At 68.0% G+C, this 23,693-nt stretch carries 14 protein-coding genes; 6 read left to right on the forward strand and 8 right to left on the reverse strand.

Annotated features, from left to right (window positions below; translation table 11 throughout):
* Positions 1-241: 241 nt before the first annotated feature.
* The 8 genes from BM031_RS11945 to xylB (BM031_RS11980) form a co-directional block, all read right to left on the reverse strand.
* A complete protein-coding gene (locus BM031_RS11945) occupies positions 242-4,039 on the reverse strand; it encodes a TonB-dependent receptor (protein WP_229408828.1) in 3,798 nt (1,265 codons plus the stop codon).
* A 314-nt stretch (positions 4,040-4,353) separates the two neighbouring features.
* Complete coding sequence (locus BM031_RS11950; RefSeq protein ID WP_091874799.1) at positions 4,354-6,177, reverse strand: glycoside hydrolase family 28 protein; 1,824 nt, start codon at positions 6,175-6,177, stop codon at positions 4,354-4,356.
* On the reverse strand, positions 6,174-7,544 hold the full coding sequence (locus BM031_RS11955) for a glycoside hydrolase family 88/105 protein (protein ID WP_091874800.1): 1,371 nt from the start codon (positions 7,542-7,544) through the stop codon (positions 6,174-6,176). Before BM031_RS11955 ends, BM031_RS11950 begins: the two co-directional genes overlap by 4 nt.
* A gap of 2 nt (positions 7,545-7,546) precedes the next feature.
* Positions 7,547-9,184 (reverse strand): glycoside hydrolase family 43 protein, encoded by a 1,638-nt coding sequence (locus BM031_RS11960; protein WP_091874801.1) that lies wholly within the window; start codon positions 9,182-9,184, stop codon positions 7,547-7,549.
* A gap of 33 nt (positions 9,185-9,217) precedes the next feature.
* On the reverse strand, positions 9,218-11,587 hold the full coding sequence (locus BM031_RS11965) for a pectinesterase family protein (protein WP_143084570.1): 2,370 nt from the start codon (positions 11,585-11,587) through the stop codon (positions 9,218-9,220).
* Positions 11,588-11,648: 61 nt separating this feature from the next.
* A complete protein-coding gene (locus BM031_RS11970; protein ID WP_229408830.1) occupies positions 11,649-12,395 on the reverse strand; it encodes a FadR/GntR family transcriptional regulator in 747 nt (248 codons plus the stop codon).
* Between the two features lie 140 nt (positions 12,396-12,535).
* Positions 12,536-13,864 carry a xylose isomerase gene (gene xylA / locus BM031_RS11975; protein ID WP_091874803.1) on the reverse strand — a complete coding sequence of 443 codons (1,329 nt, stop codon included), beginning with the start codon at positions 13,862-13,864 and terminating at the stop codon, positions 12,536-12,538.
* Positions 13,865-13,900: 36 nt separating this feature from the next.
* Entirely contained in the window at positions 13,901-15,379 is a 1,479-nt protein-coding gene (xylB, locus tag BM031_RS11980) for a xylulokinase (RefSeq protein WP_091874804.1), read from the reverse strand.
* 408 nt (positions 15,380-15,787) lie between these two features.
* Here xylB (BM031_RS11980) and BM031_RS11985 point away from each other — a divergent pair, with 408 nt between their 5' ends.
* The 6 genes from BM031_RS11985 to BM031_RS12010 all read left to right on the forward strand — a co-directional run bounded on the left by BM031_RS11985 (position 15,788) and on the right by BM031_RS12010 (position 23,419).
* Positions 15,788-16,978 (forward strand): fumarylacetoacetate hydrolase family protein, encoded by a 1,191-nt coding sequence (locus BM031_RS11985; protein WP_091874805.1) that lies wholly within the window; start codon positions 15,788-15,790, stop codon positions 16,976-16,978.
* A gap of 19 nt (positions 16,979-16,997) precedes the next feature.
* Entirely contained in the window at positions 16,998-17,789 is a 792-nt protein-coding gene (xylB, locus tag BM031_RS11990; protein ID WP_091874806.1) for a D-xylose 1-dehydrogenase, read from the forward strand.
* Complete coding sequence (locus tag BM031_RS11995; protein ID WP_370660050.1) at positions 17,774-19,567, forward strand: IlvD/Edd family dehydratase; 1,794 nt, start codon at positions 17,774-17,776, stop codon at positions 19,565-19,567. The genes xylB (BM031_RS11990) and BM031_RS11995 overlap by 16 nt, the downstream gene beginning before the upstream one ends.
* Positions 19,568-19,653: 86 nt before the next feature.
* Complete coding sequence (gene xylF, locus BM031_RS12000; protein WP_229408839.1) at positions 19,654-20,616, forward strand: D-xylose ABC transporter substrate-binding protein; 963 nt, start codon at positions 19,654-19,656, stop codon at positions 20,614-20,616.
* A gap of 78 nt (positions 20,617-20,694) precedes the next feature.
* Positions 20,695-22,230: a D-xylose ABC transporter ATP-binding protein gene (xylG, locus tag BM031_RS12005; RefSeq protein ID WP_091874809.1), complete on the forward strand. Its 1,536-nt coding sequence runs from the start codon at positions 20,695-20,697 to the stop codon at positions 22,228-22,230.
* Between the two features lie 7 nt (positions 22,231-22,237).
* Positions 22,238-23,419: a sugar ABC transporter permease gene (locus BM031_RS12010; protein WP_091874810.1), complete on the forward strand. Its 1,182-nt coding sequence runs from the start codon at positions 22,238-22,240 to the stop codon at positions 23,417-23,419.
* Positions 23,420-23,693 lie beyond the last annotated feature (274 nt).

Here is a 23,693-nt window from a genome sequence, read left to right on the forward strand (position 1 = left end):
TCACGAACCCATCGCCGGTGCCGACAATCACATGTCGGCACCGGCGATTTTTTTTGCGCTTAACTATTAAGGTAGGGTGGTCGGCTTTGCCGACCGCGCGTTCAAACTCCCTGGGGCGCTACACGCTCGCCTCCCGGCATACGCGATTCGAACGCGCGGTCGGCGGAGCCGACCACCCTACGCAAAGCAAAGGGGGACGGTGCGATGCACCGTCCCCCTCTCTATGTACTGCTAACGCGTCTTACAGCGTCCTGAAGTTCAGTCCAACCATGATCCGCCGGCCCGCATACGCATAGTCCAGCAGGTTCGGCGTGCCATCCGAGAACGCCGCATACTGCCCTTGGCTGCTCGACGTGGTCGCGTTGCCCAGGTTGCGCGCTTCGACGAAGAACTCGATGTTCGGCCGGATCTTGTAGGCGACCTTGGCGTCGATGAAGCGGGTCGAGTCCTTGAAGTTCGGCGAACCCGGGTTGTACGGGAAGCGCACCATGCCGCTCGTCACACCCGCGGCCGGGTAGTTGTTGGCGTCCTGCGAGCCGCAGCCGGCCAGGCAGTTGAAGTAGGACGCCACCGCCTGCAGCGCCACGCGGGCGGTGAAGCGGCCATCGTCGTACCACAGCGCGGCATTGTAGGAATAGCTCGATTCGCGGGCGATCGGCAGCGGGGTGCCGGTCAGCAGGTCGACCACGTTTTCCGACGAGGTGGCCGAACGCAGCTTGGTGTAGTTCGCGTCGAAGCCGGTATAGCGCAGCAACCAGGGCAGGAAGGTGAACGCGGTCTTGGTGCCGAATTCCACGCCCTTGCGGCTGGTTGCGGCGCCGTTCTGCCACAGCGAATAGTCGAAGTTGATGTCGCCCAGCGCCACGCCGGTGACCGGGTCGACCAGGCTGCTGCCGCCGGACAGCGGCAGGCGGGTCACGCCCTGGCCGATCGCCGGGCCGATCTTGCCCTGCTGCTTGAAGGCGGCGACCGAGAACATCGTGTCCCGGTTTGGATACCACTCGAAGCTCAGGTTCTGGTTGACGTTGGTCTGGGCCTGCAGCGCCGGGTTGCCGATCGTGCCGCTGCAGCGCTGGGTGGCGTTCGGGTCGCGGTCGGCCAGGGTTTCGTCATAGATGCAGGTGCCCGACGGCAGCAGGTAGTTCACCGGCGGACGCGCCACCGTTTTGGCGCCGCTGTAGCGGGCCACGAACTGGTCCGGCACCAGCCACATCGCCAGGTTCACGCTCGGCAGGTGGTCGTTGCTGGTTTCGTCGATCGACACCGCCTGCGAGATCGAGCTCGAGATGGTGCCGCCTGGAGCGCTTGGCCGCAGCGGGTCATACACGCCCGGCACGATGGCGACCGTCCCCAGCGTCATCATGCCGGTGCCGTGCACCTTGGTGCGCACGTAGCGGTAGCCCACGTTACCCTCGAGCTCCCAGCCGAACGGCAGCGCGCGCCCGGTGAAGGGAATGTTGTCGAGCTTGAAGTCGCCCATCAGGTAGAAGGCCGAGGTACGCTCCTTCAGGTACTGGAAGGGTTGTTCGTAGGTGTTGCCGTCGCTGGCCACGCATTTCTTCACGCAGTCGAAGTTCAGGTTCGGCGTGTTCACCAGGCTAAAGGCCTTGTTCACATCGAGTTCGGTCCAGTTCTCGATCAGGCCCGCCGGGCGGTCCTTGGCGCCGGAGAAGAAGCCGGTTTGCGTCGCCTTGCCGGTCAGGGTCTGGGCCAGCAGGCTCTGGAACTGCTGCAGGGTCAGCGTGGTATTGCCGTTGAGCGCATGGCGCGGGTCGGCGCTCGGCACGAAGCCGAACTGGCAAGCGTTGCCGCCCACGCCGAGCGAGCCGACGGTGTCCTGGCAGCCATTGAAGGTGCTGCGGATGATCGGCGTCGGCAGCATCACGGCCGGCACGTAGTCGGCCGCGCCAAAGGTGCCGATGGCCGCCTTCACCGTGTAGCCGCCGCTGTTGCCGCTGTTCGGGTCCCAGCTGTTCTTGATCGTGTCGCGCAGGTTGAAACCGGACTTGAGACGGGTGAAGAACGGGATGTGCTGCGGCAGCCGGTAGGTCAGGTCGAGCTTGGCCGTACGCTCTTCGCTCTCCATCAGGCGCGGGTTGTAATAGGTGCTCGGCTGCTGGGTCAGCAGCGGCTGCTGGGCGGCGGTGTAGGCCGGCGCCGGGCGGGTATTGGTCGGGCTGGTCCTGACCACGCCGGTCGCGGCGCCCGGGTAGCCGATCGCGTACTGGGCCGGGTCGGCCTGGTTGAAGTTGCTCCCGGCCGGCAGTTCGTACCCCCACAGGCCGTTCGGCAGCACGCTCATGGTCACCGGGCCGTAGTAATTATTGAAGGCCAGGCGCTTTTGCTCGCGCTCGAAGTCCGAGGTGGCCAGGCCGACGAAGAATTCGGCCGACAGGCCGCCGTTCTTGTAGCTGCCGCCCAGTTGCAGGTACTTGGCGATGGTCTTGGCGTACTCGCGGGTCTGGTCGGTGATGCCGGCGGCGTCGGTGATGGTGTACTTGGTCAGGTGGTGGCTGCCGTCCGTCACGATCGAGCCCGGCACGATGTTGGCCACCGAGCTTTGCAGCAGGGTGTTGGTGGCCTGGGTCGGGGTGTCGTAGCTGTAGTAGCCCGAGCCTGGCGCCGGCACGCGGGTGCCGGCCGGCAGGTTGTCGATGAAGGCCGGGCCGTTGTAGGTCGGGCTGTACACCGCGTTGGCGCCGGTCGGGTTGACCTTCACGCCGCCCAGGCTGTAGGTCAGCTGGTGCATGTCGTTGTAGCGGCGGTTGTAGCTGCCCTTCGCATACACGGTCAGGTCGTTGTTCACCTTGAAGTCGGCGCGCAGGTCCAGGTTCTGGCGCTTGTCTTCCTCGCGCTTGACGAACGAGCGGATGTTCGACGGCGTGTAGTCGCTCCACTGGTTCAGGCAGGTGATGAGCTCATTGGCGCGCTGCGACGCCGCCTGGCCGCGGTTGGCCGACACGATCGCCGCGCTCTGGGCCGCGGTCAGCGAAGGGAAGGCGGCGTAGCACTCGGCCTTGGTCTTGGCCGCGGCCGACTTGGTCAGCACGTCCAGCGGCGTGGCCGAATTGAAGAAGCCGCCGGCGGTGAGCGGCGACTGCAGCAGCGGCGCCTTGGTGTTGGCGTCGGCCTGGTTCATCGTCCCCGGCAGGAAGCTGAAGGTCTTCTCGGGGGAATTGTCGAAGTCGGCCAGGCGGGAGTAGCCGGCACGGGCCGCGTTGGACACCTGCACCGAGTGCGCTTCGTTGCCCATGATGGTGGACGAGGCGTTCAGCAGCAGGCCGAGACGGCCATTGAGGAATTTATCCGACAGGATCAGGTTGGAGTCGGGCTGCCACTTCTTGTTCAGCGAGCTTTGCGAGCCCGCCACGCGCAGCGACGCGAACGGCTTCTTGAAATCGAGGCCGCTGCGGGTCTGGATCCGGATGCCGCCGCCGAGCGAGCCTTCGGTCATGTCGGCGGTGGAACCCTTGACCACGTCCACGCTCTTGATCAGGTCCGCCGACAGCTGGCGGAACTCGACGCCGCGCCCGCTGCCGCCGCCGGCCATGTCGGTGCCGCCGGCCGATTGCACGCCCTGGCCATCGAGCTCGATGCGGGTGAGGTCGGGGCCGTTGCCGCGCACGGCCACGCTCACGCCTTCGCCGAAGTCGCCGCGGTCCAACGCGATGCCGGCCATGCGCGAGATCGCCTCGCCCACGTTCCGGTCCGGCAGCGAGCCGACGTCTTCGGCGACGATGGAGTCGATCGCGGTGGCCGCATTCTTCTTGCGCTCGATGCTCGACTGCTGCGAGGCGCGGGTGGCGACCACCTTCACCTGCCTGATCTTGCCGTCGTCCTCCACCTGTTCCTGGGCCGGCTGCGCCGCTTGCGCATCCTGGGCCATGGCGGCATTGCTGGCGACCAGCGATGCCAGGGCCAGCGACACGGCAACGCTCATGTGGCGGGGATGGAACTGGAAGGCCTGGCGCGGCGCGGCGCGCGCGGATGCCGTGAACGGGGAAGGGCGGTGCACCGCCTGTTGCGGGTCGATGGTCATGTGGCTTGTCTCCTTTGGTATTGTTGTCGGCGCCCGTTTCACGGGTCGCAACGTGTCGATGTCGGTGGGCTTGCGTGCTGCCTCGAGGGCATCCCCAAGGGCCCATTTTTCGTTATGTAAAAATGCTAGCAGATCGGATTTCGGCAAGCGATGGCTGTCGGCGCTTTTGGAAAGAATCGACATCTCGGTTGGCGGATTTTGTAATCCGTTCGCGTGGCCGCCGCAACGCCCCGGATAAAAGGCGTGGGCGCGACGCCGCACACCATGCGGACCGGGTAGGCCGGCCGCATGGCGCCGCTGCTGCCTGCTGCTTGTCAGGCAGTGATGTCGGTGTCGAAGCGCTTGCCGCCGATACGCACGTTGCGCAGCTTCAGGCCCTGCACGTTGTAGGCGTACCAGGGCTTGTCGCCGTTGATCGGCGTGCCGAAGTCGCAGTCGCTGATGCTGATGTTGGTGATCGCATGCACCGGCTTGTTCTCGCTGCCGTTGTAGCTGTGCGCGACCGGGCCCATGACCACGAAGGCCTGGTAGCACGAGAACGCCCCGCCCGACGTGGCGACGTCGGCCACCTTGATGCGCGAGATGTGCACGTCCGAGACCTGCGGCGGACGGTTGCGGATGGTATCGAAGGCGGCGGCGTAGTCGCAGTCGAAAGTGATCACCGCGCCGCCGCCGGTGGCCGCCAATTGGGCCGGCACCGGGCTGCCCGGCATCGGCTTGTAGAAGCCCGGCTTGAGCTTCACGCCATTGGGCAGGGTCAGGTCGCGCACGTAGAAGTGGCGCAGGAAGCCGCCGCGCGCCATATTGGTTTTCAGGCGCACGGCCGTGCCCAGCGGGTCGGTCTTGTAGTGCATGTTGCGCACGTCGAGCCTTTCCGCATACACGTGCTCGATGCCGCCGCCCATCTCGCTGCCCAGGGTGATGGCGCCGTGGCCGGAATTCATGATGCTGTCCTGCAGCACCACGTTGCGGGTGGGGCCGTATTGGGTGTCGTTGGCCTTGCCGGCCTTGATCGCGATGCAGTCGTCGCCGGTATTGAAGGTGCAGCCGTCCATCAGCACGATGTCGCAGGATTCGGGGTCGAAGCCGTCCGAGTTCGGTCCCATGCTTTCCATGCGCACACGCGAGAGCTGCAGCTTGCGGCAATCAACCGGGTGGTGGATCCAGAACGGCGTCGCCACCACCTGGTAGCCCTGCATCAGCACGTCGGTGCAGCCGATGAATTCGATCATGCAGGGACGCAGGTAGTGGCCCTTGCCGAACACCCGCTTTTCGACCGGTACGCGCGCTTCGGACAGCGCCGGCAGGAACTTCTCGTCGCTGCGCCAGTTGGGGGCGGACGCGATGCGCGCCAGGTCCTCGGCCTTGATGCCGGGGGCGAGGTCCGCCAGCGATTCCGGGTTGCGCGGGTTGGTCACGCCCTGCCGCGCATGTGCGTTGACGGCGGTCTTGCCGCTCCAGGCCCACCAGTGTTCGCCGCTGCCATCCTCGAACGTCACGCCGCCCTGGCCATTGAGCACGCTGCTCCAGTCTTCGCCGGTGATGGCGATGTTGCGCTGGTTGCGCGCGTAAACCATGGGCGTGTAGTTCAGGCAGTCGTTGCCCTGCCAGCGCGACAGCGACAGCCTGCCGTTGGCGCCGCAGTCGAATTCGCCATGGCGTGCGTAGTCGGCCGGGTTGGCGCTGAAGTGCACCTGCGCGCCCTTGGCCAGGTGGACGTGCACGTTCGACAGCAGCACGATCGGGCCCTTGCAAAGCCAGTGGCCGGCCGGGATCAGCACGCGCCCGCCGCCGGCCTTGCTGGCCGTTGCGATGGCCGCCGCAATCGCCGGATACGCGTCCGGCGCGCCGGGCGCCGGGGTCTGCACATCGGTCTTGACGCCCTGGTCGCTGTCCAGGTAGGCCTGCACCGTCACCATCCGGCAGGGCTTTGCGCCGTGGGCGGTGATCGGGAAATCGCGCTTCGGGAACACCAGCGGCTTGGCGAAGCGCGCGCGGATCTGGTCCGCGTGCGCCCACGGGTCGGCGGGCAGCGCGGCCAGCGCCGGCGTTGCCGCCGCCAGGGCCGAGGCGGCGCCGGCGCCCTTGATCAGGGCGCGGCGTCGCGGGTTCGCGGGAGTGGTAAGCAGGGGCTTCATGGCGTCTTCGGTCGGTAGTGGTAGGTCTTCACCTTGTCGGTGATGACGACATTCGGGTTGTTCAGCAGCTTGATGATCTCGGCTCCGGCCAGCAGCACCGGCCCGTAGCCTGCCATCGCGTTCACGCTGACCGGGCGGTTGTAGTAGTAGACATGGTCGCCCGCCAGGGTGGTGGCCACCACGCCATCCTCGATCCCGCCTTCCGGGTTGATGCGTGACGACACGCCGGCCCACCCGGCCTGGGCGATGCTGCAGTAGGTGGTGGGGCTGATCCAGCCCTGGTTGATGGCATGCGCGATGGCATAGACGAACATCGCGCTGCCGGAAGTCTCGAGGAAGGAATCGTGGCGGTCCAGCATCTGGTGCCACAGGCCGGAACCGGACTGCTGGCGGGCGATGCCGAGCAGCGCGCGGCGGTGCTGGGCCAGGACCTTCTTGTAGCCGGGGTGGGTCTTGGGCAGCACGTCCAGCAGGTCGGAGATGGCAAGCACCGCCCAGCCGTTGGCGCGGCCCCAGTAGAACTGCGGCGCGTCCGGCGCGTGCAGGTGCACGCCGTGGGTGTAGAGGCCCACTTCCTTGTTGAACAGGTAGCCGGACAGCTGCAGCGCGTTCTTCACCGCGTCGTCGAAGTAGCGCCGCTCGCCGCTGAAGCGGCCCAGTTCGGCCAGCGCGGGAATGCTCATGTACATGTCGTCGGCCCACACCGACCAGGCCTGCGGCCGGTTGCGCGCCAGCGTGCCATCCTTCAGGCGTACCTGCTGCTTGTGCACCCAGTCGCCGCTGGTGGCGATCTGCTGCGACAGGTCGGGGCCGATGCCGGCCAGGCGCGCGCGGATCATGGCGGCGGTCATGGAGCCGGCGTCGTCCAGCGCATGCGGCTTGATGAAGCGCGCGAAGCTGTTGGCGCGGCCCAGCTTGAACTGCTCTTCCTGGGCGCGGAAGTAGGGCGTGCGCTCCTTGAAGAAGGCCAGGTGGCGCTCGGTGAGCGCGGTCCACCCCGCGTCGCCGGTGAGGGCGCGCATGTTCATCAGGCCCGCATGCACCACGCCCATCTCGTAGTTCATGATGCCGAAATCGTTGGGCGAGGTTTCCACGAAGGCGGAGGCCACCGGCGCGCCGAAGTCGGTGACCGGCTGCCCGGTCTTGCGGTCGACGATGCGGCTGGGCGTGGCGCGGTCGATGAAACCGCGCACGCGTTCCAGTTGCGCGGTGATCTCGGCGGCCACCGGCAGCTTGTAGGGCACCGGGTAAGTGCCTTCCAGCGGGTCGGACAGGTTCTTGTTGTCCGGGTTGCGGTAGGGGCCGGCGGCCTGCACCGCGCCGGCCGCGAACAATACGGCCAGCAGCAGGGGGAGTGTCCGCTCCATGCTCAGCGGCTCACGCGGAAGTAGTCGGCGTCGAGCCAGGCGCCGGACGGCGTGGCGGCCTCGCTGGCGCTGTACAGGCCCATTTGCGCGCCCACCCAGTGGCCCTTGGTGGCGGCGAAGGGTGCGCCGGCCGGCGTGAAGTCCTTGCCGTCCACGCTGTACAGGAACTGCGCCTGCGCGCCTTCTTTCATCACCATGCGCAGGCTCACCGCATTCGGCGCCTGCGGCAGCAGCACGGTCTCGCTCTCGGTGCAGCGCGGCTTGAACGGGGTGCAGGTGGTGTAGACCAGCTGCAGCGCGCCGCCCTGCTGGCGCAGGCCGAGGGCGGCGTAGGATTGGCCGTTCAGGATCAGGCCAGCGCGGTCGCCGTCCCTGGCGCCCTGCAGCTCGATGCGGGTCTCGGCCGTGAACGCGGTGGCCGGCAGCTTCTGGGTCACGATGTTCGGCGCCGCGCGCACATAGGCTTTCGATTCCGGCACGGCCAGCACCGGCAGGCGCAGGTGGCCGGGGCGGGCCGCAAGCGAATGGTAGCCGGCCTGCGGGTTGGCATGCCACTGCCATTGCAGGCCCAGGGTGGCGCCATTGAATTCATCGCTGGTCGGCGGCACCGCCAGCGATTGGCCGGCGACCGGCTTGATCCAGCTGGTGACCGGGTTACCCACGCCCGGCTTCGGGCCGGGCTGGCCGATCAGGGGCCAGCCATCGGTCCAGGCCATCGGCTGCAGGTGGGTCACGCGGCCATAGGCCTTGCGGTCCTGGAAGTGCACGAACCAGTCCTTGCCTTCAGGCGTGCGCAGCCAGGCGCCCTGGTGCGGGCCGTTGATGACAGTGTCGCCCTGTTCCATGACGATGCGGTCTTCGTAGGGGCCGGCGATACTGCGCGAGCGAAACACCGACTGCCAGCCTTCCTCGACGCCGCCGGCCGGCGCGAACACGTAGTACCAGCCATCCTGCTTGTACAGCTTGGGGCCTTCCAGGGTGCGGTAGCCGGGCAGCTTGTTGCCGTCGATGACGACCTTGCCCTCGCTGTCGAGCAGGCGCCTGCCGTCCGGGGACATGCTGCGCAGGGTCAGCACATTGTTGATGCCGGCGCGGCTCTTGGCCCAGGCGTGGATCAGCCAGGCCTTGCCGTCCTCGTCCCACAGCGGGGCCGGGTCGATCAGGCCCTTGCCCGGCAACAGCAGGTGCGGCTCGCTCCACGGACCGGCGAAGTCCTTGGCGGTGACGACGTAGATGCCGAAGTCCGGGTCGGGGTAGAAGATCCAGAACTTGCCGTCGTGGTGGCGCAGCGAGGGCGCCCACACGCCGGCGCCGGTGCGCGGCGTGGCGAAGTGCGCTGCCGGCACCAGCTTGGGCAGGGCGTGGCCGACCAGGGTCCAGTTGACCATGTCTTTCGACTGCAGCAGCGGCAGGCCGGGCGCGCTGTTGAAACTCGACGCCGTCATGTAGTAGGTGTCGCCCACGCGCACCGCGTCCGGGTCGGAGTAATCGGCGTTGAGGATGGGGTTCTGGTAGCGGCCGTTGCCCAGGTCGGCGACCCAGGCTTGCTTGCCTGGCGCGGTCTGGCAGCCGGCGGCCAGCAGGGCCAGCGCGAGGAGGGCGCCGACGCGGCGCGGGGTGCGGAAGGTGGTCGTTGTCATGGGATGCATGGTGGTTGGATGGTGAATAGGGGTCTAGTGGCGATGTTCGCGCGCCTGTTCGGGCATGGGCTCCCAGCCCTTGCCGTTGTCGAAGCCGGCGAATACGCGGGCGCGGGTGGCGTAGCGGGCCGCTTCGCCGGGCGCAAGCACGCGGCCGCCGATCCGCGTGGAGAGGTCGAGCGGCTGGCCGGCCAGGTCCATGCTGCCGTACTCCAGCCAGCCGGCGCCCGGCTGGGCGCCCGGCGCGATGGTCTTTGGCAGCGCCCAGCCGGCCGGCGCCACGTGCGCGTCCATGCGGCAGTGGATGAACACGACCTTGTCGCCCAGGCCGGAAGGGCCGGGGCGCGCCAGCCAGGTGGCCCCGGGCGGCACGTCGTTGCCGGCCGGCCCAGGGCCGTGGGTCAGGCGGCTGTTCAGGAAGACGAAGCCCGCATCGAGCGGATCGACCGTGCGCGCCTGCACGATGTAGCCGCCGCCCTTGGGCTGGGCGCTGTCGCCCACCGAGCGGATTTCGCTCTCTTCGAACAGGGCGGCGCGGTTGCTGCCCCAGATGAAGTCCACGTTGCCGGCGACGAGGCTGCGGTAGAACCAGGAGTAGCCCTTCACCAGGATCGTGTCCTGCTCGCTGAAGAAGGCGCTGTCGCGCACCACCAGGCGGCCGCGGTCGCTGCTGTAGTGCAGGGCTTCGGCCTGGCCGCCCAGGCTGGTGGCGCGCACCGTCGGGTTGACGATGGTGAGGTGGTCGAGCGTAAGCAGGTCGGTGTCTTCGGCCAGGAACACCGAGCGCCCGCCCATGGCCGCCGGCGACTGCAGCGGCTGGCCGCTGCCCGAACCGGGATTGATGCCGTCGTTGTTGAGCGCGCCGATCACGACGCCGTCGCGGCTCTCGCCGTGCAGGTGGACGCGGTCCTTGCCGCGCAGGTAGAGCAGTTCGTGGTAGCGGCCGTTGGCAATGCGGATGCGCACCGCGTCGGCGCGCGGCAGGCTGCGCATGGCGTGGTTCAGCGCGCCCTGCACGCTGCGGAAGTCCGCCGGGCCGTCATCGTCCACGCTGAAGCTGTGGCCTGTCGGCGCCTGTGCCCGGGTGCGGAAACGCCATCCCGCGCCTTCGCCGATGCCTTCGAAGGGCTTGCCGCCGATCGACGCGCCGCGGAAGGTGCCGGCATCGACGGCCACCAGGTAGTCGGCGCCGTAATCGAGCTTGTCGCTGTGCAGCTGGATCACGGCCGTGTTGCCGTCGATGCGGATCGGGCTGAAGCGCACGACGCGCCTGACTTCCTGGCCGGCAGGGCCGATGGCGTCGATTTCCTCGCCCAGGCGCACGACGTCGACCAGCGCGCCGTCGCTGGCGCGGTAGATGCGCGCCGAACCGCTCGCACCCAGCGTTGGCGGGCTGTCGAAGCGGATGCGCAGGAGCGTGTCGGCCTGGACGCCCGAGGCGCCGGCTGCGGGCGAAAGCCGCCCCGCCAGCGCCCTGGCCTCGCCCCGTGCTGCAAACGCCGGCCCGACGGCCGCGCCGATCGCGGTGGCCACGTTGCCGTTGCGCGCATCCGCGACGCTGAGGATGGCGCTGCCGGCGCCGCGAGCGGTCACCACCAGCGCGCCGCCATCGATGGCCACCTGGGCCACCGACGGGTCGCTGGACGCCGCGACCAGTGGCAGCGTTGTGGCGCCGTCGCCGGCCACGGCGCTGAGCGCATAGCGCTGCACTTCGCCGGCGTGCAGCCTGATGGTGGCGCTGCGCTGCGCCAGTGCGATGCGGCCCGGGCGCTCGCCGGCCTGCCCCATGCGCAGGTCGTCGAACTCGACCGCGCCCTGTTCGGCCAGCAGGGCGGCGCCGCCCGCCGGCGCCGGCGCAGGCAGGCTTGCCGCGACGCGCTCGCCGTCGAGCCATGCCGCCAGCTCGCTGCCGGCCAGCTCCACGCGCAGGGTCTGGAACGCGCCTGCCGGCGCACTGTCCTTGCCCATCTGGCGCAAGCGGTTCAACTGGCCGTCGCGCATTTGAAGTAGTTCCACGCTCAGCCTCGGCTTGCCGGGCTGGATGTTGACGGCCGCGCCGACCCAGTTGCGCGGGTCGGCATAGCGCACCAGCAGGACGGCGCGGCGCGCTGCGTCGGGCTGCGCCGGCGCCGGCCGCAGGCGCGCTTCCAGGTAGTAGTCGGCGCCGGCCAGTCGGCCCGCGGCCGGGTCGGTGGCCAGCGCCTGCGCACCGGCAGGCAGCAGCAGCACGCGGTTGGCGCCGCCGGCCTGCGGCTGGACCTGCAGCGCGCCGCCGCCGTCGAGGCGCCAGCCGGCGGCGCCGCGCTCGAAGTCGTCGCACCAGGCGGCCGGGCAGGCGGCGACGGCCGGTGCGCACAGGGACGCGGAGAGCAGTGCCGCGATGGCGGGTGTCCTGAAACTCATGTCTGCACTTTCAAATCGATGAAGTGGGCGCCCGTCAGGGGCGCGCGTGGAATCCGGCTGCTCACCCGCGCGACAGGGGACGGGTGAAGCGCTCCAGGTGCGTGCGCATCGCATTGCGCGCGCCGGCAGGATCGCGCGCGCTTACCGCGGCCACGATGCGGCGGTAGTCGGCCAGCGTTTCTTCGCGCGCTTCGCCGGCGTCGAGCAGCTGGGCCAGGGTGTGCCACAGGCCGCCGCGCTGGCTCCACAGGTGTTCCAGCATGCTGGCCAGCGCCGCGTTGCCGGTCGCATGGGCGAGCGTCAGGTGAAAATGGCGGTCGGCCTGCTCCGAGCCGCCCCGGTCGCCCGGCCCGGCGCGCTGCACCTGCTCGAGCGCGTCGGCGGCGGCATGGATCGCCGCGATGCCGCTGTCGGTCGCCACGCGCGCCGCCATCGCCGCCATTTCGGGCTCGATCAGGCGGCGCGCCGACAGTAGTTCGAACGGGCCGGGGCCGGGCTGCGGCAGTGCGCGCAGGTAGATCCCGGAACAGGAGCGCACTTCGACGATGCCGTCCAGTTCGAGCAAGGCCAGGGCCTGGCGCAGGCAGGCACGGCTGACCGCGAGGGACACGGCCAGTTCGCGTTCGGAGGGAAGCCGCCCGCCCGGGCCAATCGCCGAGGCGATGGCCAGTTCGTGCACGCGCCTGGCGACCAGCTGGTAGGGGCGCCGTTCGCGCCGCGGCGGGCGCGCACCGGCGTCGGTCGCGAGGGCCGCCAATGCCGGGTGGCCCGGCGCGGCGCTGCTGCTGTTTGTCTCCATCGTGCCCATGGTTTTATTGGGGTTATTTTAGCTTGGAGGCAGATTAGCAGAAGGATTTTGGCCTGACCAATGCTCGCTGCTGGTCTGGACAGAATTGCTATGCCTGTTGGTGGTTTTCACAATGTGCCGGCGCCGGCACATTGTGGTGGTCACAGGATGCGGTTGACCAGGTTTTCCAGATACTCCTGGCGCCCCGAGACGGGAACGACATCCTGGTTGCGCGCCAGGACGTGCTCGGCCAGGCCATCGAGGTCGATGCCGCCTTTCATGATGTCCTGGCCCAGCGGCGCCTGCCAGCCGCGGTAGCGTCCTTCGAGTTCGCTGGCCAGGCGGCCATCGGTGATCAGCTTTTCCGCGTCCAGCAAGCCGCGCGCCAGCACGTCCATCGCGCCCACGTGGCCGTGCATCAGGTCGACCGGGTCGATCGACTGGCGCCGTACCTTGGCATCGAAATTGCAGCCGCCGGTGGTGAAGCCGCCCGCCTGCATCACGTGGTACAGGGCGATTGCAGTTTCCGGCACGTTGTTCGGGAACTGGTCGGTGTCCCAGCCCAGTTGCGGGTCGCCGCGGTTGATATCGAGGCTGCCGAAGATGCCCAGCGCCGCCGCGGTGGCGATCTCGTGCTCGAAGCTGTGGCCCGACAGCGTCGCATGGTTGGCTTCGATGTTGACCTTTACTTCGTGTTCCAGGCCGTAGCGCTTGAGGAAGCCGTACACGGTGGCGGTGTCGAAATCGTACTGGTGCTTGCTCGGCTCGCGCGGCTTGGGTTCGATCAGGATCGTGCCCTTGAAGCCGGTCTTGTGCTTGTGCTCCACCGCCAGCGTGAGGAAGCGGCCCAGCTGGTCCAGTTCGCGCGCCATGTCGGTGTTGAGCAGGGTCTCGTAGCCTTCGCGCCCGCCCCACAGCACGTAGTTCTCGCCGCCCAGCTGGCGGGTGGCGTTCATCGCATCGCGCACCTGCAGGGCCGCCATGGCAAAGATTTCCGGGTCCGGGTTGCTGCCGGCGCCCGACATGTAGCGCCGATGGCTGAACAGGTTCGCCGTCCCCCACAGCAGCTTGACGCCGGTGCGCTCCTGGTGGGCGGCCAGGCGTTCGGCCATGTGCAGGAAGTGCTCGCGGCTCTCGCGCGGGGTCGACCCTTCCGGCGCGACGTCGCGGTCGTGGAAGCAGTAGTAGGGCACGTCCAGGCGCTCGAGGAAGTCGAAGGCCTGCGTGGCCTTCTGTTCGGCCAGCGCGAGCGGGGTGCCGCCTTCGAACCAGGGGCGCATGAAGGTCTGGCCGCCGAAGGGATCGAGCCCGGTCCAGCAGAAGTTGTGCCAGTAGCAGGCGGCGATGCGCAGCTGGTCTTCCATGCGCTTGCCCAGGACCAGGCGGTCCTTGTCGTAGTAGCGGAACGCCAGCGGGTTGTCGCTGTCCTTGCCTTCGAAGCGCACAGGGGCGATGTCGGCGAAAATGCTCGGTGCTTCGGTGTGGTGCATGGTGTCTCCTTGATGGTTGTATGGGGTGGTTCGGTGTCAGGCCGGCGCTGCCTGCTGGAACAGGGACCGCAACTGGCCGTAGAGCGCCTGGTAGCGCCGGTAGCGTTGCATCAGCGCGCCATGGCGCTCAAACTCCGGTTCGAAACGCTGCACGACCGCGAGCGGCGCGCATGCCTGTTCTTCGGGCTGGCCGTCGGCCAGGGCGGCCAGGCGCGCAGCGCCCAGCGCTGCCCCGGCACTGCCTTCGGCATGGGTGACGATGGGGAGGGCGAGGGTGTCGGCCAGCAGCTGCGACCAGTAGGGACTGCGCGCGCCGCCGCCCACCAGCGACAGGGTGCCGGCCTCGGTGCCGGCCGCGCGCAGGGCCGCCAGGCCGTCGGCCATGCCGAAGGCGACGCCTTCCAGCACCGAGTAGGCCAGCGCGCCGCGGCTGGTATCGTGCCCCAGGCCGAAGAACACGCCTTGCGCATGCGGGTCGTTGTGGGGCGTGCGTTCGCCGGAAAGGTAAGGCAGGAACAGGGGCGCAGCCTGCTGCTGGGCGCTGGACAGGTCGCGCGCTTCCGGCAGCAGGGCGGCTTCGTGCCCCGCGCCGGTGGCGCGGGTGACCCAGGACAGGCAGCTGGCCGCCGACAGCATCACCGACATCTGGTGCCAGCGACCGGGAAGGGCGTGGCAGAAAGCGTGGACCGCCGAATCCGGGTTGGCGCGCAGCTGGTCGGTGACCACGAACAGCACGCCCGAGGTGCCGAGCGAAATGAAGCCTTCGCCAGGGCGGGTGGCGCCGATGCCGACCGCGCTGGCGGCGTTGTCGCCGCCGCCGCCGGCCACGATGACGCCGGGGGGCATGCCCCACTCCGCGGCCAGCGCGGGCAGCAGGCCGCCCGATGGGGCCGAGCCCTCGACCAGGCGCGGCATCTGGCTGCGCGCCAGGCCGGTCGCGTCCAGCATGGCGTCGGACCAGTCGCGCCGGGCCACGTCCAGCCACAGGGTGCCGGCGGCGTCGGACATCTCGGACACCTTGTCGCCAGTGAGCAGCAGGCGCAGGTAGTCCTTGGGCAGCAGCACGGTGGCGACCTGCCCGAATACGTCCGGCTCATGCCGCGCCACCCAGGCCAGCTTGGGCGCCGTGAAGCCGGGCATGGCCAGGTTGCCGGTGATCGCCGGCAGGCGCGGTTCCCGCTCGGTCAGCAGCGTGCATTCCGCGTGGCTGCGGCCGTCGTTCCACAGGATGGCCGGGCGCAGCACCCGGTCCTGGGCGTCGAGCAGCACCGCGCCGTGCATCTGTCCGGACAGGCCGATTGCCCGCACCCGCGACAATGCCGCAGGGTGCGCGGCGCGCAGCTCCCGCATCGCCGCCCGGGTTGCGGCCCACCACTGGGCCGGATCCTGTTCCGACCACTTCGGCTGCGGGCGCGATACCGTGAGCGGCGCACCGGCCGTGGCGACGACGTCGCCCGCTTCTCCCATCAGGAGCAATTTGACTTCCGAGGTGCCGAGATCGATACCGAGATACATCAGCCACCTCCGGCTACTAAGGCAATACGCACAGCGGTCTCCTGAAGAATGTTCGTTTGCGGTCATGCCGGTCAGCTAATCGTAGGGTGGCCGGGTTCCCCGGCCGCGCGTCCAGCCCCAATGCGCGCTGCCACAATGCGTCGGTCATGTGAATGCGCGGCCGGCGAAGCCGGCCACCCTACAAGTTCCTGCCAAGTTCCGGGTCCGCCGATACAGCATATGAGCTTCCGCCAGAGGGAAACAGCCCTTTGTGCGGCCGGACGAAATTTCATAACGGGGGTCGGTCATTATCGATTTGACGTCGTCCGGGCCCGCACCTAGACTCGTAGAGTGGCAAGAAGAGTGGGCGCAGGGATGGCCCGAGCAACTTGGTTTCGACGATACGCAGCGAAGGACAAGAGCAGCAACATGACAAACAAGCACACCAATTTGCTTCCCGACGACGCTGGCCAGGCCTTGCTGGTCGGCCGCGTATGGCGCCCGGCCCCGGTCGACGGCCCGGCCGTCGTCGCCGTGCGCGGCGGCCGGCTGGTCGATATCAGCGCCCATGCGGCCACCGTGGCCGACCTGTTCGAGCGCGACGACCTGCTTGCCATCGTGCGCGACGCGGCCGGCGAAGACCTGGACGAAGCGGCCCAGCTGGTGGACGCTGCCGCCGCCGGGCAAGCGGCGCCGGGCGGCATCGCGCTGCTGGCGCCCTGCGACCTGCAGGCGATCAAGGCCTGCGGCGTCACCTTCGCGGTAAGCCTGCTGGAGCGCGTGATCGAAGAGCGGGCCAAGGGCGATCCGGTGCGCGCTGCGGAACTGCGCTCCCAGCTGCAGGGATCGATCGGTGCCAACCTCGCGGACATCAAGCCCGGCTCCGAGGCGGCAATGCGCCTGAAGGCCGAGCTGTCCGGCCACGGCCTGTGGTCGCAGTACATGGAAGTGGGCATCGGTCCGGACGCCGAAGTATTTACCAAGTCGCAGCCGATGTCGGCGGTGGGCCATGGCGCCCAGGTGGGCCTGCATCCTTCGTCGCACTGGAACAATCCGGAACCGGAAATCGTGCTGGCGGTGAACAGCCGCGGCCAGGTGGTGGGGGCGGCGCTGGGCAACGACGTCAACCTGCGCGACATCGAGGGCCGCAGCGCCCTGTTGCTGGGCAAGGCCAAGGACAACAACGGCTCCTGCGCGATCGGCCCCTTCGTCCGCCTGTTCGACGGCGGCTTCACCCTCGACACGCTGCGCCAGGCCGAAGTGGGCATGCTGATCGAAGGCGTGGACGACGGCTTCGTGCTCGAAGGCCGCAGCCGCATGCGCGAGATCAGCCGCGACCCGCTCGACCTGGTGGCCCAGACCTGGGGCGAGCACCACCAGTACCCGGACGGATTCATGCTCTTCCTGGGCACGATGTTCTCGCCGATCAATGACCGCGACGCGGCCGGCGGCGGCTTCACCCACCATGCGGGCGACCGCGTCAGCATCTCGACGCCGGCGCTCGGCACGCTGGTCAATACCGTCGGGCGCAGCGACCAGATCGCGCCCTGGACCTTCGGCGTGCGCGCGCTGTACCGCAACCTTGCGCGGCGCGGCCTGCTGGCGCAGCTTACTGCCTGACCGGAACGATACAAGACTCATGCAAGACAACACCCAGCATTCCCTGGTCTACCCGACCTTCCACGACCTGGCCGGCAAGCGCGTCGTCATCACCGGCGGCGGCAGCGGCATCGGCGCCGAACTGGTCACGGCCTTTGCCGGGCAGGGCGCGCGCGTCTGGTTCCTTGACATCGCCGGCGACGATTCGCGCGCCCTGGTGGCATCGCTCGGCGCCGCGCAGCACGCACCGCGCTTCCTCGAATGCGACCTGACCGACCTGGACGCCGTGACGGCCGCCTTTTCCACCATCGAGCAGGAGGCCGGCACGGTCGACATCCTGCTCAATAACGCCGCCAACGACGAGCGCCACGAGATCGAGGATGTCACCCCGGCCTACTGGGACGGCCGCATGGCGGTCAACCTGCGCCAGAAGTTCTTCTGCGCCCAGGCCGTCATTCCCGGCATGAAGCGCCAGGGGCATGGCGTGATCCTGAACTTCGGTTCGATCTCCTGGCACCTGGCCTCGTCCCAGCTGGCCCTGTACATGACGGCCAAGGCCGGCATCGAGGGCATGACGCGCGGGATGGCGCGCGACCTCGGCAAGTTCGGGATCCGCGCCAACACCGTGGTGCCGGGCGCCGTGCGCACCCCGCGCCAGCAGGCCCTGTGGCATACGCCGGAAGAAGAGGCGCGTATCCTCGCCGGCCAGTGCATCCCCGAGCGGGTCGAGATGCAGGACGTGGCGGCGCTGGCGCTGTTCCTGGCTTCGAGCAGTGGGCGGCGCTGCAGCGGGCGTGAATACTTTGTCGACGCGGGATGGTACGGCGCATGAAACAGCAGAACAGCAAACGACGTTTCCGGTCCCAGGACTGGTTCGACAACGAAGAACGGATCGACATGACGGCGCTGTATCTGGAGCGCTTCATGAACTACGGGATCACGCCGGAAGAACTGCGCTGCGGGAAGCCGATCATCGGCATCGCCCAGAGCGGCAGCGACCTCTCGCCCTGCAACCGCATTCACCTGGAGCTGGCCAAGCGCGTGCGCGACGGCATCCGCGACGCCGGCGGCATCCCGATGGAGTTCCCGCTGCACCCGATCTTCGAAAACTGCCGCCGCCCGAGCGCGGCGCTGGACCGCAACCTGGCCTACCTCGGCCTGGTCGAGATCCTGCACGGCTACCCGATCGACGCGGTGGTGCTGACCACCGGCTGCGACAAGACCACCCCGGCCCAGCTGATGGCCGCCGCCACGGTCGACCTGCCGGCCATCGTGCTGTCCGGCGGGCCGATGCTGGACGGCTGGTTCGAGGGCGAACTGGTGGGCTCCGGTACGGCGATCTGGAAGGGCCGGCGCCGCCTGGCGGCCGGCGAAATCGACGAAGAAAAGTTCATCCAGATCGCGGCTGCCTCGGCGCCCTCGAGCGGCCATTGCAACACCATGGGCACGGCATCGACCATGAACGCGGTGGCCGAAGCACTCGGGATGTCCCTCACCGGTTGCTCGGCCATTCCCGCGCCCTACCGCGAGCGCGGCCAGATGGCCTATGAAACCGGCCGCCGCATCGTTGAAATGGCTTTTGAGGACCTGCGCCCGTCCCAGGTCCTGACGCGCGACGCCTTCCTGGATGCGATCGTGGTCAATGCCGCCATCGGCGGCTCCACCAACGCCCAGCCGCACATCGTGGCGATGGCGCGCCACGCCGGGGTCGAGATTTCGACGGCGGACTGGATGGCGTACGGTTATGATGTGCCGCTGCTGCTGAACATGCAGCCGGCCGGTAAATACCTGGGCGAGCGCTTCCACCGCGCGGGCGGCACCCCCGCCATCATGTGGGAGCTCGAGCAACAGGGGCTGCTGCGCACGAAGCGCGCGACCGTAACGGGCCGCACCATGACCGAGAACCTGCTGGGCCGCGAAAGCCATGACCGCGAGATGATCCGCCCCTTCGATACACCGCTCAAGGAACGCGCAGGCTTCCTGGTCTTGACGGGCAACCTGTTCGATTTCGCGATCATGAAGACCAGCGTGATCTCGCCCAGCTTCCGCGAGCGCTACCTGTCCACGCCGGGTTCGGAGAACCGTTTCGAATGCCGGGTCGTGGTGTTCGACGGCTCGGACGACTATCATCAGCGGATCAACGACCCGGCCTTGGGCATCGACGAGCGCACCATGCTGGTGATCCGCGGCTCGGGCACGCTGGGCTGGCCCGGCTCGGCCGAAGTGGTCAACATGCAGCCGCCGGACGCCTTGATACGGCAGGGGATCAGTGCGCTGCCGACCCTGGGCGACGGGCGCCAGTCCGGCACCTCGGACAGCCCGTCGATCCTGAACGCCTCGCCAGAGAGCGCGGCAGGCGGCAACCTGGCCCTGCTGCGCACCGGCGACATCGTGCGGGTGGACCTGAACCTTGGCAGCTGCGACGTGCTGCTGGCCGATGCAGAACTGGAAGCCCGGCGCCAGGATGCGCCGCCTGCGATTCCCGCCAGCCAGACGCCGTGGCAGGAAATCTACCGCGCGACCGTGGGCCAGCTGCACACCGGCGCCTGCATGGAACTGGCCGTGCCGTACCGCGGCGTGGGCCACGACATGCCGCGTCATAATCACTGAACCGAATACATAATAATTTTACTGGAGACGCAACAATGAAAAAGATGATCAAGGCAGTCGGCCTGGCCTGCTTCGCAGGCTCCCTGATGTTCTCGAGCGGCTTCGCCCTGGCCGACGCCAAGAACCCGAAGATCGGCTTCTCGATCGACGACCTGCGCCTGGAACGCTGGGCGCGCGACCGCGACTACTTCACGGCCGCCGCCGAGAAGCTGGGCGCCAAGGTCTACGTGCAGTCGGCCGACGCCAGCGAGCAGCGCCAGATCGCCCAGATCGAGAACCTGATCTCGCGCGGCGTGGACGTGCTGGTGATCGTTCCCTACAACTCGACAGTGCTGGGTAGCGCCATCCGCGAAGCGAAGAAGGCCAAGATCAAGGTGCTGTCGTACGACCGCCTTATTTTGAACGCCGACGTCGATGCCTACATCTCCTTCGACAACAAGGCGGTGGGCGAACTGCAGGCCCAGGCGCTGGTGTCCCAGAAGCCGAAAGGGAACTACTACCTGCTGGGCGGCGCGCCAACCGACAACAACGCCAAGATCCTGCGCGAAGGCCAGCTCAAGGTGCTGCAGCCACTTAGCGACAAGGGCGACATCAAGATCGTCGGCAAGCAGTGGGTGAAGGACTGGAGCCCGTCCGAAGCCATGGCCATCGTCGAGAACGCGCTGACCGCCAACGGCAACAAGATCGACGCCGTGGTCGCCTCCAACGACGCCACCGCCGGCGGCGCGATCCAGGCGCTGGCCACCCAGAAGCTGGCCGGCAAGGTGTTGGTCTCGGGCCAGGACGCCGACCTGGCGGCGGTGCGCCGCGTGATCGGCGGCACCCAGGCCATGACCGTCTACAAGCCGCTGCGCCAGATCGCCGGCACGGCAGCCCAGCTCGCGGTACAACTGGTGCGCGGCGAGAAGCCGGCCTACAACGCCAAGCTGCATAACGGCGTCAAGAACGTCGACAGCCTGCTGCTCAAGCCGATCCTGCTGAACAAGTCCAACATCGATATGCTGGTGAAGGACGGTTTCTACACCCAGGCGCAACTGGCCGGCAAGTAAGCCGCGGCAGCAACCAGCGCCGCTCCTGCCTCGCGCCAGCCGGCCCGGGGTGGGGCGGCGCGCATGAGCGAACCTCGAATGTCACCCTACCTGCTTGAAATGAAGGGCATCGCGAAGCGATTCGACGGTGTCCCGGCCCTGGACGGCATCGACCTGGCGATCCGGCCCGGCGAATGCATCGGCCTGTGCGGCGAGAACGGCGCCGGCAAGTCCACCCTGATGAAGGTGCTGTCAGCGGTCTACCCGCACGGCAGCTGGGACGGCGAGATCCTGCTCGATGGCCAGCTGCTCTGCGCGCGCTCGGTGCGCGAGACGGAGGCCGCCGGCATCATCATCATCCACCAGGAGCTGATGCTGGTGCCCGAGCTGTCGGTGGCCGAGAACATCTATCTCGGCAACGAGCCAACCCTGCCGGGCGGCCGCCTGGACTACCCAGCCATGAACCGCGGCGCCGAGGACATCCTGCGCGAGCTGAAGCTGCCCGACGTGAACGTGGTGCTGCCCGTAAAAAACTACGGCGGCGGCCACCAGCAGCTGATCGAGATCGGCAAGGCCCTGAACAAGAAGGCGCGCCTGCTGATCCTGGACGAGCCATCGGCCTCGCTCACGGCCTCCGAGATCGCCGTGCTGCTCGAGATCGTCCGCGAGCTCAAGGCCAAGGGCGTGGCCTGCGTCTACATCTCGCACAAGCTCGAGGAAGTGGCGGCGATCTGCGACACCGTGGTGGTGATCCGCGACGGCAAGCATATCGCCACCACCGCCATGGCGCAGATGAACGTCGACCGCATCATCGCCCAGATGTGCGGGCGCGAGATGAACCAGCTGTATCCGTCGCTGCCGCACGAAGTGGGCGAGGTGGTCATGGAAGCGCGCCACATCACCTGCCGCGACCCGGACCAGCCGCAGCGCAAGAAGGTCGACGACGTGTCCTTCCAGCTCAGGCGCGGCGAGATCCTCGGCATCGCCGGGCTGGTGGGCGCCGGGCGCACCGAGCTGGTGACCGCGATCTTCGGCTCCTATCCCGGCGCCTACGAGGGCGAAGTCTGGCTGGACGGTGCGCGGGTCGATACCTCGACCCCGCTCAAAGCAATCAAGGCCGGCTTCGCGCTGGTGCCGGAAGACCGCAAGCAGCATGGCATCGTGCGCGACCTGTCGGTGGGCGCGAACATCACGCTGTCGGTGCTGGAGCGCTTTTCCACGCTGTCGCGCATCGACGAAGGACGCGAAGCGGGCGAGGTGGCCGGGCAGATCCGGCGCATGGGACTCAAGACCGCCAGCCCGTCGCTGCCGATCACGGCGCTCTCGGGCGGCAACCAGCAGAAGGCGGTACTGGCCAAGATGCTGCTGACAAACCCGAAGGTGCTGATTCTCGACGAGCCCACGCGCGGCGTCGACGTCGGCGCCAAGTACGAGATCTACAAGCTGATGCTGGAGCTGGCGGCCCAGGGCATCTCGATCATCATGGTGTCGTCCGAACTGGCCGAAGTGCTGGGCGTGTCCGACCGCGTGCTGGTGATGGGCGAGGGCAGGCTGCGCGGGAATTTCGTGAACCAGGGCTTGACCCAGGAAATGGTGTTGGCCGCCGCAATCGGACAGGAAACTCAACATGGATAAGGCACACATGAACATACAAGCGGCCGGCGCCGGAGCGCCGCGCGCCACTTTCAGCTTCAAGCAGTTCTTCACCCAGTACAAGATCCTGGCCCTGCTGGTGGCGATCGCGCTGATCTGGATGTTCTTCAGCTGGAAGACCGACGGCGGCTTTACTTCCGCGCGCAACCTCTCGAACCTGATGCGCCAAATGTCGGTGACCGGCATCCTCGCCTGCGGCATGGTGTTCGTCATCATCGCCGGCGAGATCGACCTGTCGATCGGTTCGCTCCTGGGCCTGCTGGGCGGGATGGCGGCGGTGCTGGACGTCACCCACCACCTGCCGCTGCCGATCTCGATGGCGATCGTGCTGGCCAGCGGCATGCTGCTGGGCTTCGTGAACGGCTACCTGACGGCGTATGCGGGGATTCCCTCCTTTATTGTCGGCCTGGGCGGGATGCTGGCCTACCGCGGCATCGTGCTGGGCATCACCGACGGCTCGACCATCGCGCCGATCTCGCCGGAATTCGAACAGCTCGGCCAGGCCTACCTGCCGCCAAGCTTCGGCCTGTTCCTGGGCGTGGCGCTGTTCGTCCTGGCCGCGGTGCTGGCCTGGCGCCAGCGCGTGAACCAGGCCAGGCACGGCCTGCCGGTGCTGCCGTTGTGGCGCAGCGTGGGGCGGGTGGCGATCATCGGCGCCGTGCTGGCCGGCTTCATCACCACCCTGAACAGCTACGAAGGCATCCCGCTGCCGGCGCTGGTGCTGCTGGTGCTGCTGGGCGTGTTCAGCTACATCGCCCACCAGACCGTGTTCGGCCGCCGCATCTACGCCGTCGGCAGCAATATGGAAGCGACGCGCCTGTCGGGCGTGAACGTGCGCGCCGTGAAGCTGTGGATCTTCGGCCTGATGGGCCTGATGTGCGCACTGGCTGGCCTGATCAATACCGCCCGCCTGGCGGCGGGTTCGCCCTCGGCCGGCATGTCCGGTGAACTCGACGTGATCGCCGCCTGCTTCATCGGCGGCACCTCGATGCGCGGCGGCGCCGGCACCGTGCACGGCGCGCTGGTGGGCGCGCTGGTGATGGCGAGCCTGGACAACGGGATGTCGATGCTGGACGTGGACGCCTACTGGCAGATGATCGTCAAGGGGGGTATTTTGACCTTGGCGGTGTGGCTGGATGTGGCCACGCGGTCAGGGCGTCGGCAGGGCTAAGCGCACGCGTAGTGGATATGCACGCAAACTTAGGTACCGGCCTTCGCCGGTAGTCGTAGGCGCCAGTGGCGCGTACGACGGTCTTGGGGGAGCGATCATTTTTTTCGCTAGCTGTACACACCGGCGCCACGCTGCCTAGTGACGCCACACGACAGTCCCGCATCCCTAGCACCGTCGTACCGGCGCAGGCCGGTACCCAATTCCGTTACGCTGCCACTAGCCGCACACGCAGTGGATATACACGCAAAATTAGGTACCGGCCTTCGCCGGTAGT

The sequence above is a fragment of the Massilia yuzhufengensis genome, from assembly GCF_900112225.1.
Taxonomy (GTDB): domain Bacteria; phylum Pseudomonadota; class Gammaproteobacteria; order Burkholderiales; family Burkholderiaceae_D; genus Telluria; species Telluria yuzhufengensis.